This is a genomic window from Lysobacter enzymogenes (assembly GCF_017168095.1).
Taxonomy (GTDB): Bacteria; Pseudomonadota; Gammaproteobacteria; order Xanthomonadales; family Xanthomonadaceae; genus Lysobacter; species Lysobacter enzymogenes_D.
Genome location: NZ_LXSD01000274.1, coordinates 1 through 10,000, shown reverse-complemented (window position 1 = coordinate 10,000; position 10,000 = coordinate 1). Strand labels below are relative to the sequence as shown.

General features: G+C 66.6%; 9 protein-coding genes and 2 rRNA genes (1 of these 11 cut by a window edge). 6 read left to right on the top strand and 5 right to left on the bottom strand.

Annotation, left to right across the window (positions count from 1 at the left end; translation table 11 throughout):
• The 4 genes from A7A76_RS08115 to A7A76_RS08100 all read left to right on the top strand — a co-directional run.
• Positions 1-1,358, top strand: a 23S ribosomal RNA gene (locus A7A76_RS08115) (it extends 1,507 nt beyond the left edge of the window).
• 169 nt (positions 1,359-1,527) lie between these two features.
• Positions 1,528-1,642, top strand: a 5S ribosomal RNA gene (gene rrf, locus A7A76_RS08110).
• Positions 1,643-1,862: 220 nt separating this feature from the next.
• A complete protein-coding gene (locus tag A7A76_RS08105) occupies positions 1,863-2,387 on the top strand; it encodes a hypothetical protein (protein ID WP_206410721.1) in 525 nt (174 codons plus the stop codon).
• Positions 2,305-3,066 carry a right-handed parallel beta-helix repeat-containing protein gene (locus A7A76_RS08100; protein ID WP_206410720.1) on the top strand — a complete coding sequence of 254 codons (762 nt, stop codon included), beginning with the start codon at positions 2,305-2,307 and terminating at the stop codon, positions 3,064-3,066. Before A7A76_RS08105 ends, A7A76_RS08100 begins: the two co-directional genes overlap by 83 nt.
• Positions 3,067-3,165: 99 nt before the next feature.
• On the opposite strand, the gene A7A76_RS08095 is transcribed toward A7A76_RS08100, so the two are convergent.
• From A7A76_RS08095 to A7A76_RS08075, 5 genes are all read right to left on the bottom strand, one after another.
• Positions 3,166-3,900: a 2OG-Fe dioxygenase family protein gene (locus A7A76_RS08095; protein ID WP_206410719.1), complete on the bottom strand. Its 735-nt coding sequence runs from the start codon at positions 3,898-3,900 to the stop codon at positions 3,166-3,168.
• Positions 3,901-3,994: 94 nt separating this feature from the next.
• Positions 3,995-4,183: a hypothetical protein gene (locus A7A76_RS08090; protein ID WP_206410718.1), complete on the bottom strand. Its 189-nt coding sequence runs from the start codon at positions 4,181-4,183 to the stop codon at positions 3,995-3,997.
• A 30-nt stretch (positions 4,184-4,213) separates the two neighbouring features.
• On the bottom strand, positions 4,214-4,609 hold the full coding sequence (locus A7A76_RS08085) for an MAPEG family protein (protein ID WP_206410717.1): 396 nt from the start codon (positions 4,607-4,609) through the stop codon (positions 4,214-4,216).
• A gap of 183 nt (positions 4,610-4,792) precedes the next feature.
• Positions 4,793-6,562 carry a M28 family metallopeptidase gene (locus tag A7A76_RS08080; protein ID WP_428995107.1) on the bottom strand — a complete coding sequence of 590 codons (1,770 nt, stop codon included), beginning with the start codon at positions 6,560-6,562 and terminating at the stop codon, positions 4,793-4,795.
• 210 nt (positions 6,563-6,772) lie between these two features.
• A complete protein-coding gene (locus A7A76_RS08075; RefSeq protein WP_206410715.1) occupies positions 6,773-7,438 on the bottom strand; it encodes a hypothetical protein in 666 nt (221 codons plus the stop codon).
• Between the two features lie 246 nt (positions 7,439-7,684).
• Between A7A76_RS08075 and gpmI the strand changes: the two genes are divergently transcribed.
• On the top strand, positions 7,685-9,220 hold the full coding sequence (gene gpmI, locus A7A76_RS08070; RefSeq protein WP_206410714.1) for a 2,3-bisphosphoglycerate-independent phosphoglycerate mutase: 1,536 nt from the start codon (positions 7,685-7,687) through the stop codon (positions 9,218-9,220).
• Positions 9,220-10,000 (top strand): murein hydrolase activator EnvC family protein (locus A7A76_RS08065; RefSeq protein WP_428995106.1); only part of this gene is annotated, 781 nt, incomplete at its 3' end. The genes gpmI and A7A76_RS08065, both read left to right, overlap by 1 nt.

Genomic DNA, 10,000 nt, shown 5'->3' with positions numbered 1-10,000 from the left:
GCCCATTAGGGCTAGGCTGCTGATATCACGCTTCCAGGAAAAGCTCCTAAGCTTCAGCTTACGCAGACCGTACCGTAAACCGACACAGGTGGGCAGGATGAGAATTCTCAGGCGCTTGAGAGAACTCGGGTGAAGGAACTAGGCAAAATAGCACCGTAACTTCGGGAGAAGGTGCGCCCCTTTTGGTTCATAGCTGAGAGGGGCCGCAGTGACCAGGCCGCTGCGACTGTTTATCAAAAACACAGCACTCTGCAAACACGAAAGTGGACGTATAGGGTGTGACGCCTGCCCGGTGCTGGAAGGTTAATTGATGGGGTCAGCCGCAAGGCGAAGCTCTTGATCGAAGCCCCAGTAAACGGCGGCCGTAACTATAACGGTCCTAAGGTAGCGAAATTCCTTGTCGGGTAAGTTCCGACCTGCACGAATGGCGTAACGACAGCGGCGCTGTCTCCACCCGAGACTCAGTGAAATTGAAATCGCTGTGAAGATGCAGCGTTCCCGCGGCAAGACGGAAAGACCCCGTGAACCTTTACTATAGCTTTACATTGAACGTTGAGTTCGTCTGTGTAGGATAGGTGGGAGGCTATGAAACCATGGCGCTAGCTGTGGTGGAGCCATCCTTGAAATACCACCCTGTCGTGCTTGACGTTCTAACCTGGGCCCGTTATCCGGGTCGGGGACCATGTATGGTGGGTAGTTTGACTGGGGCGGTCTCCTCCCAAAGTGTAACGGAGGAGCACGAAGGTACGCTCAGCGCGGTCGGACATCGCGCACTGTGTGCAAAGGCATAAGCGTGCTTGACTGCAAGATCGACGGATCAAGCAGGTACGAAAGTAGGTCTTAGTGATCCGGTGGTTCTGTATGGAAGGGCCATCGCTCAACGGATAAAAGGTACTCCGGGGATAACAGGCTGATACCGCCCAAGAGTTCATATCGACGGCGGTGTTTGGCACCTCGATGTCGGCTCATCACATCCTGGGGCTGTAGTCGGTCCCAAGGGTATGGCTGTTCGCCATTTAAAGTGGTACGCGAGCTGGGTTCAGAACGTCGTGAGACAGTTCGGTCCCTATCTGTCGTGGGCGTTGGAGATTTGAGAGGGGCTGCTCCTAGTACGAGAGGACCGGAGTGGACGAACCTCTGGTGTTCCGGTTGTCACGCCAGTGGCACTGCCGGGTAGCTATGTTCGGAAGCGATAACCGCTGAAAGCATCTAAGCGGGAAGCGCGCCTCAAGATGAGATCTCCCGGGAGCTCGACTCCCCTAAAGGAACCATCAAGACTAGGTGGTTGATAGGCAGGGTGTGTAAGTGCAGCAATGCATTGAGCTAACCTGTACTAATGATCCGTGTGGCTTGACCATATAACCTCAAGTGGCCTTGGACTCGACGACGCGTCGACACTCCAGACCAAACACTGACTCGCTACATTCCAATCTATTCGCCGACAACGCAGTCCATCGCGTTGAAAGCACCCAACGAGAGCGTGCGCGCTACTTCAATCCATCGAAGACAGCGACCCTCCACCCTCTCCCTGGTGATAATAGCTGTGTGGAACCACCCGATCCCATCCCGAACTCGGAAGTGAAACGCATATGCGCCGATGGTAGTGTGGCTTAAGCCATGCAAGAGTAGGTCATCGCCAGGGGCTTTACACCGAAGGCCGGATCCGTAAGGGTCCGGCCTTCTTCTTTTGCACAAAATAAATACCCCGGAACCGCCGGCACGGAAACTGCGCACGTTCTAACGGCGAAAACGCGGGCGGCCGCCGCCCCGCGTCACCCACCATCGCAATGCACGAGAGCGCCGATCGATATCCTGGTAACGCAGCCAAGGAGGCTGCTGTAGCCGATCGATCAGGAGTTCCTATGCACCGCCGCCAATTCATCTCCGTACCGCTCGCCGCCGGCGCCGCCGTTTCCACCGGCGTCGCTCTTTCTGGGTTTCCTTCCGCTGCATTGGCGGCCTCGATCGCTCCCAGCGAACGGATTTCGGTGCTGGACTTCATCCCCGCGGACTTGCGCGCCGGCGTACTCGACGGCACCGGCAGCGCCGATCTCACCGCGTATATCCAGGCCGCAATCGATACCCGCCCCGGGGTGTTCCTCGATGTGCAGTTTCCGACCGGCGTCTACCGCTTCGACGGCATCCTGCGGGTCTTGCGCAGCCACATCTGGCTGAGCGGGGAGAACGCGACGCTCTTGCACGGCGGTTCCGGCGACGCGATCCAGTTGGGCGACGGAACCAACCGCTGGGACCGCATCCAGATCGGCGGCTTCGATCCGCTCGCGTCTGTGCAACACGGTGATCGTGCGCGACTGCTATTTCTACGGCGACAACAAGATCTTCGACGTGATGTCGTTCGAACGCGGTTACATGATCTACGTTCATAACGTGATCTCGGAAAGGTGCCTCGGCACCCACGTTTCGATCAGCGGTACGGGAACGGACGGCGACCGCCTGGTCGACCTGACCGTGTACGACTGCCGTTTCGACTACGGCCGCACGGCCTTGTCGGGCAACGGCTACGTCGAGGGCATCTACTTCCGCCGCAACATCTGCCTGCGCCAGCACAACATCAGCGTCAGCCTCAACGGTACGCCGCAGTGGACGATTCCGTCGGTGAAACTGCAGGAGAACGACTTCGACGGCGGCGATTCGATCGGCGTGCAGGTCAATTACCTGTCCAATTTCCAGTTCAACGACAACTGGTTCTCGAGCCTGCAGGACACGGCGTTGCGCATCGACGCGCAAGCGGCGGGCGGGACGGTCTCGGCCAATCAGTTCTACGCCACGCCGGGCCGCAGCGCGATCGAGATCGGCGGTGGAAACGTCGTCATCACCGGCAACACGATCTCCGGTGGAAACCAGGGGCTGTACTTGCGCGGCAGCAGCCGCAACATCGTATTCACCGGCAACGCGATCACCTACATGCAGGGATCAGCGATCAATCTGTACGAGAACCCGTCGCAGGTCACCATCGTCGGCAACAACCTCATCGGCAACGTCGGCGGGATTTCGTCCGGCGGCACGACGCTCAACGTCGCCAACAACCTCACGGCTGCGGCGTAAGGCGACCGTAGGAGCGGCCGGTGATCGGATCGGGTGTCGTCCCGATCCGTCGTTCAGCGAGCCATGAACCGCTCCCGCGCAACAGTGCGCGAGCGCTTTTCAGGGCTCGGCCCTGAACGTCACCACCAGCACATCGCGATGCGCCTCGCGCGTCGGATCCTGCGGCGTCACCGCCGTTACGCCGTGGAACACGCGCGCGTCGTCGACCAGGGCGGCGTCGAGCGGCGCAGTCAGGGTGAAGCTGCCGAGCAGGCTGCCGTCGCGGTCGTGGATGGTGGTGGTGCCGCTGACGATGTTGTGGCGGTCGATGAGCAGCACCAGCACGTAGTCGACGCCGTCGCGGTGCACGCCTTCGGGCGTGGGCTGGCCTTCGTTGTCGGGGCCGGCTTCGATGCGGAACTGGTGCAGTTCGATGTGCCAGGCCGCGATCTGCGGCGCCAGCGCGGAGAAGAAGTCGCGGCAGAAGGCCAGCACGGTCTGCAGGCTTGCGCCTTGTGCGATGTCGTCGCGGACCGGTTCGAACCAGCGTTCGATGTCGCCCTGCAGCACGTTGTAATTCAAGCTCTGGTAATGCGGTTGGTGCGGCCGGCGCTCGACGGCGCCGTCGCGCCGGGCGTGGAACACCGCGTGACGGCGGCGGCGATGGCGGCCGACCTGGGCCAGATACACGTCCGGCGCGAGGTCGTTCCAGCTGTCGGCGAAGGCGTCCCAGTCGCGCAGCGTGCCGTGTTCGAGCAAGTGGCTGCGCATTTGCGCCCCGGCGACGAAGCGGAAGCCTTGCTCGCGCAGGGCCTGCGCGAACTCATCGTGGTCGAACGTCGGGGGCGCGGACATGCGGGGCTCGGAAGGGGAAAGAAGTACGGTGTGGAATTCGATTCGGCGATTCACGCGGCCCGATCGGCGGGGGCGCTGCATCCGCGGTCGCGCATCATGAGGACCGCAACTGCTGCGCCAGCAGCGTCAGGGTCTGGGCGAACGACTCGGCTTCGTCCTCGTTGAGTTCGACCGGGTCGAGGTTGGAACCGCGCAATTTCATATGGATCGATTGACCGTCGTCGATCCACAACACGATGTCGCCGCCGGCGACGCGATGGATTTGAACCGGCGTCTTGCTCATGGGCGTGGCGCCTCGCGCATCCGGATCGCTTCAGATCGCCGCCAGCGCGGCCAGCACCAGCAGCGCCACTACGCACAGGAAACCGCCGGCCCACGCCGCGCTGCGCAGCGGCGGCTTGCCGGCGAGATAGAACACGCCGTGGAGCACGCGGAACACGATGAAGGCGATCGCGAGCAGATCGATCCAGCCGGTGTCCACGCCGGCCATCTGCGCGCCGAGCACGCCCGCGGCGAACGCCGGGAAGGCTTCGAAGGCGTTGAGGTGGGCGGCGTACGCGGCCTTGGAGCGCGGGTCTTCCTGGCGCGCCTGCCAGCCGCGCGGATCGCGGTTGTCGTAGCGCTGGCCGTAGACCTTGGCCAAAGAGGTCCACAGGTACGGCAGCAGCGCCGCGGCAAGCAGACACCAGTACGCGATCGTCATCGACATGGGCCTTCCTTGCGGCCGTGCCGCACCACCGCGGCGACTCCAGCCTAGCGGAAAAAACGACGGCGCCCAGGGGCGCCGTCGTCGGATCGCTTTGCGGCCGCGGGCGGCCGGACCGGTGGGCCGATCCGCCGCGGCGGAGCGCGCTCGGCTCGGACCCGCCCGGCTCGAACGCGGCCTGGCGGCTTACTTCTTCGCCGGCGCCATCAGCTTGTCGTGGGCGGCGCGGAAGGCGTTGCCCGGGTACCAGTTCGGCCACTGTTCGTTGCCGGCCAGGACCTTGCCGACGCCGTACAGCGCGTCCAGATCCTGGACCACGCCGTCGAGCTTCCAGTTCGGATCGAACTCGTCGGCCGGCTTGTGGTAACGCTGGTCGCGATAGGCGACCTGCGCCTTCTGCCCTGCTTCGACCCCACCGTCGATCAGGTCGTCGCCGCCCTTGGCGTACAGCGCCGGCACGCCGGCCTTGGCGAAGTTGAAGTGGTCGGAGCGGAAGTAGAAGCCGTCCTGCGGCGTGTTCTCGGCGTGCAGCACGCGGCCCTGGCCCTCGGCGACGGTCTTGAGGATGTCTTCCAGCTCCGAGCTGCCGAAGCCGACCACGGTCATGTCCTTAGACTTGCCGATGATCGGCATCGCGTCGAGGTTGATCACCGCGACCGTCTTGTCGAGCGGCACGCTCGGATGGGCGACGTAGTACTTGGAGCCGAGCAGGCCCGACTCTTCCAGCGTCACCGCCAGGAACAGCAGCGAGCGGTCCGGCGGCGGCGTCTGCTTGCTGAAGGCCTCGGCGATCTCCAGGATGCCGGCCACGCCCGAGGCGTTGTCGACCGCGCCGTTGTAGATGGTGTCGTGGCCTTCGCCCTTGGCCGCCGCGGGGTGGCCTTCGTGGCCGCCTTCCTCGCTGTGATGGCCGAGGTGATCCCAGTGCGCCATGTAGACGATGGCCTCGTCCGGACGCTTGGCGCCGTCCAGGCGCGCGATCACGTTGCGCGAGGACTTCTCGCTGATCTTGCTCTTCAGATCCACCGAGGCCTTGGCCTGCAGCGGGATCGCCTTGAAGCCGCGCTTGCCGGCGGCCTGGTAGAGCTGGTCGAGGTTCTGGCCGAGGTCGGCGAACAGCGTGCGCGCGGTGTCGGCGGTGATCCAGCCCTGCACCGGCAGGCGCGGTTCCGGATCATCCTTGGCCGGCAGGTCGAACTGCGCGCCCGACCACGAGTTCTTGACCACGTCCCAGCCGTAGGACGCGCCGGCGTCGTCGTGCACGATCAGCGCGGCCTTGGCGCCCTGGCGCGCGGCTTCCTCGAACTTGTAGGTCCAGCGGCCGTAGTAGGTCATCCGCTTGCCTTCGAACAAGGTCGCGTCCTGGCCGTGGAAGCCCGGGTCGTTGACGAACATCACTACGGTCTTGCCCTTGACGTCGACGCCGGCGTAGTCGTTCCACTGCTGCTCCGGCGCGTTGACGCCGTAGCCGACGAACACCAGATCGCTGGCCTCGACCTTCACCTCCGGCTGGCCGGTGCGGGTGCCCACGACCATGTCGGTGCCGAACTTCAGCTCGCGCGCCTGTCCCTTGACGTCGAGCTTGAGCGTCGTGCTTTCGTCGGCGGTGGTCTCCACCATCGGCACGGTCTGGAAATAGCTGTCGCCGTTGCCCGGCTTCAGGCCCAGGCGCTTGAACTGCGCCTCCAGGTACTGGACGGTCTTGTCCTCGCCGGCGCTGCCGGGGGCGCGGCCCTCGAACTCGTCGGAGGCCAGGACTTTGACGTGCTGGGCGAAGTCGGCGGCGTTGATCGCCGCGTCGAAGGCGTGGTCGGCGGCGGCCGGAGCGGCCGCGGCGGCCTCGCCGCCCGGCTGCGCCGGTGCGGCGCCGTCGGCGGGCGGTTTGTTGCAGGCGCTCAGGGCCAGGGTCGCGACGACCAGCGAGGTCGCGGCGAACAGCGGATTGGGTCGGGACAAAGTGTGGAACCTCCAAGGGCGGCCGGCGGCCGGGGCGTGGGGGAGGTCCATTCTAGGGGCTGGCCTGCGCGGCGATGGCGCTGAACGGCCGGGCCGGACTTTTCCGATCCGGCCGCTTCGCCCGGCGGCGCGCGCGACGCGAGGCCGAAGCCCCCGCGCCGGGCGCCCTTCACGGCCAGGAGAAGGGCGCCCGGGCGGGGGCGCAGAGGCTTACTGCGCCGGCGGGGTCGCGCCGGTGAAGGCGACGGCGGTGGCGCCGCGGACCGCGCCGGTCTTGGCGCTGGCGTGCACGTACAGCTTGACCGGACGTTCGAACACCAGCGGACCGTCGACGCGCGCGTTCGGCCCGATGATGACCACCGGATCGCGCTGCTGGCGGAAGCTGATGCCGTTGGGCTTGGTGTACTTGATGCCGCCGGTGACGTGCGAGTCGACGCCGACGGTGACGTCGCCGTTGACCGTGTCGATGCCGCCGTTGAGCTCGGTGGCGACCAGGCCGATCGAGCCGTTGACCGTGCTCACGTCGCCGCCGAGGCGGCCGCCGCGGTCGACGAAGATGCCGCCGTTGACGGTTTCCAGGCCGCCGCTGGCGGTGAGCCTGGTGCCGGCGCGGATGCTGCCGTTGACCGTTTCCAGCCGGTTGGCGCGCGAGTTGTTGCCGACGCTGATGCTGCCGTTGACCGTCTTGGCTTCGTCGACCGAGGCGTTGTCGCCGATGCGGATGCTGCCGTTGACGGTGTCCAGGTCGCCGCGGGTCTGGCCGGCGTCGACGGTGATGCTGCCGTTGACCTTGCTGACGTCGTCGCCGGCATAGGCGGCGCCGCTGGACAGGACGATCAGGGCCGACAGGCAGAAGGAGAGGCGGGTGCGGGTCATGGCGGGTTCCGTTGTTCGGGTAGGCAAGGCTTGTGATGCGGCGGCCGTGCGGACGGTTTACGCCGCGGCGAAAAAATCCGCGGGGCGGGAGCGGGCCGGCCGCGGCGTCGCCGGCGCCACCGATTGCGGCGGCGTTTGCGGCACCGTTCCCCGGGGCTTCATCGCGCGCTTCGCTACAATCGCCCAATCCGTGCGCCGCGGCGCCCGTCCTTAGTCATACCGCCCTTCGTCATAGGAACCGCCCACGTGTCTGCGACCTCCCGCCCCAAGCCCGTAGTGCTGCTGATCCTCGACGGCTGGGGCCACCGCGACGATCCGGCCGACAACGCCCTGGCCCAGGCCGATCTGCCGAACTGGCGCGCCCTGCTCGCCAGCCAGGCGCACACCCTGATCCACACCGAAGGCCGCCACGTCGGCCTGCCGGACGGGCAGATGGGCAATTCCGAAGTCGGCCACATGAATCTCGGCGCCGGCCGCATCGTCTATCAGGACCTGACCCGGATCGACGCGGCGATCGAGGACGGCAGCTTCTACGCCAACGCCGAACTGCGCGCGGCCTGCGCCGCGGCCAAGGCCGCAGGCGCCCGCTTGCATCTGATGGGCCTGCTCTCGCCCGGCGGCGTGCACAGCCACGAGCAACACCTCTTCGCGATGATCGAACTGGCCCGCCGCGAAGGCGTGGCCCAGGTCGCCGTGCACGCCTTCCTCGACGGCCGCGACATGCCGCCCAAGTCGGCCGCGCCGAGCCTGCAGCGGCTGCAGCAGGTGTGCGAGCAGGCCGGCAACGCGCGCATCGCCAGCATCGGCGGCCGCTATTACGCGATGGACCGCGACAAGCGCTGGGACCGCCAGCTGCGCGCCTGGGACGCGATCGTCGAAGCCAGGAGCGAACACCGCGCCGCGACCGCGCTGGCGGGCCTGGACGCGGCCTATGCGCGCGGCGAGACCGACGAATTCGTCGCTCCCACCGTGATCGGCGACGCGCAGCCGATGGCCGACGGCGACGCGGTGGTGTTCATGAACTTCCGCGCCGACCGCGCGCGCCAGCTCACCGCCGCGTTCGTCGATCCGAACTTCGACGGCTACGAAGCGCGCAAGCCGAAGCTGTCGCGCTTCGTCTGCCTGACCGAGTACGACGCCAAGCTGCCGGCGCCGGTCGCGTTCGGTCCCGACGACCTGCGCAACACCCTCGGCGAACTGCTCGCCGCGCACGGCCTCACCCAGCTGCGCATCGCCGAGACCGAGAAATACGCCCACGTCACCTTCTTCTTCAGCGGCGGGCGCGAAGAGCCCTACGCCGGCGAGAGCCGCATCCTGGTGCCGAGCCCGAAGGTCGCCACCTACGACCTGCAGCCGGAAATGAGCTGTCCGGAAGTGACCGCGAAGCTGGTCGAGACGATCCGCGCGCAAGCGGTGGACGTAGCGATCTGCAACATCGCCAACCCCGACATGGTCGGCCACACCGGCGACCTGCGGGCGGCGATTCAGGCCGCGCAGGCGGTGGACAAGGCCATCGGCGCGATCGCCGCGGCGGTGCAGGACGTGCACGGCGCGCTGCTGATCACCGCCGACCACGGCAACCTGGAAATGATGCGCGACCCTGCCACCGGCCAGCCGCACACCGCGCACACCGTCGGCCCGGTGCCGCTGGTGTACGTCGGCCCGCGCAAGGCCAGCCTGCGCGCCGGCGGCGCCTTGCGCGACGTCGCCCCGACCATCCTGGATCTGCTCGGGCTGCCGCAGCCCGAGGAGATGACCGGCCGCAGCCTGCTGGAGGGCTGATGCGGACCGCCTGCGCGTGGTTGCTGGTGCTGTTGGCGGCCCTGCCGCCGGCCTTGCCGCAGGCGCGCGCGGCGGCGCAGGGCAACAGCCGCGAGACCGAACGCAAGCTCGAGAAGATCAAGACCGAGCTCAAATCGGTCGCGGCCGAGCGGCGCAAGCTGGAAGGCCAGCGCGGCGACGCCGCGCAGCGGCTGCGCGCGGCCGACGAACAGGTCGGCCGTTCCAACCGCGTGCTGCGCGACACCGAGACCCGGCTCGCGCGCGAGCACGCCGCGCTCAAGCAGACCCAGGACAAGCGCGACGCGCTCAAGAAGACCCTCGGCGCGCGCCGGCAGGAACTCGAACAACTGTTGCGCGCCGCCTACGCGCAGGGCAACGATGCGCCGCTCAAGGCGCTGCTGTCGCAGGATCGCGTCGCCGACAGCGGCCGCATCCTGACCTACCACGGCTATCTGCAGCGCGATCGCGCGCGCCGCATCGACGAGCTCACCGCGCAATTGCGCGAGCTGGACAAGCTCGAGCGCGAGATCGTCGAGCGCCGCGCCAGCCTCGACAGCACCCGCAAGCAACAGCGCAGCCAGCTCGGCCAATTGGAAAAGGACCGCAAGGACCGCGCCGCCCTGGTCGCCCAGATCAACGAAAAATACGAAGACCGCAGCACCCGCGAGCGCGAGCTCGGCCGCGACGCCAAGGGGCTGGAGCAGTTGCTGGCCAAGCTGCGCGCCGCCGCCGCGCGCGCCGAGGCGCAGCGCCGCGCCGCGGCCAAGGCCCGCGCCGAAC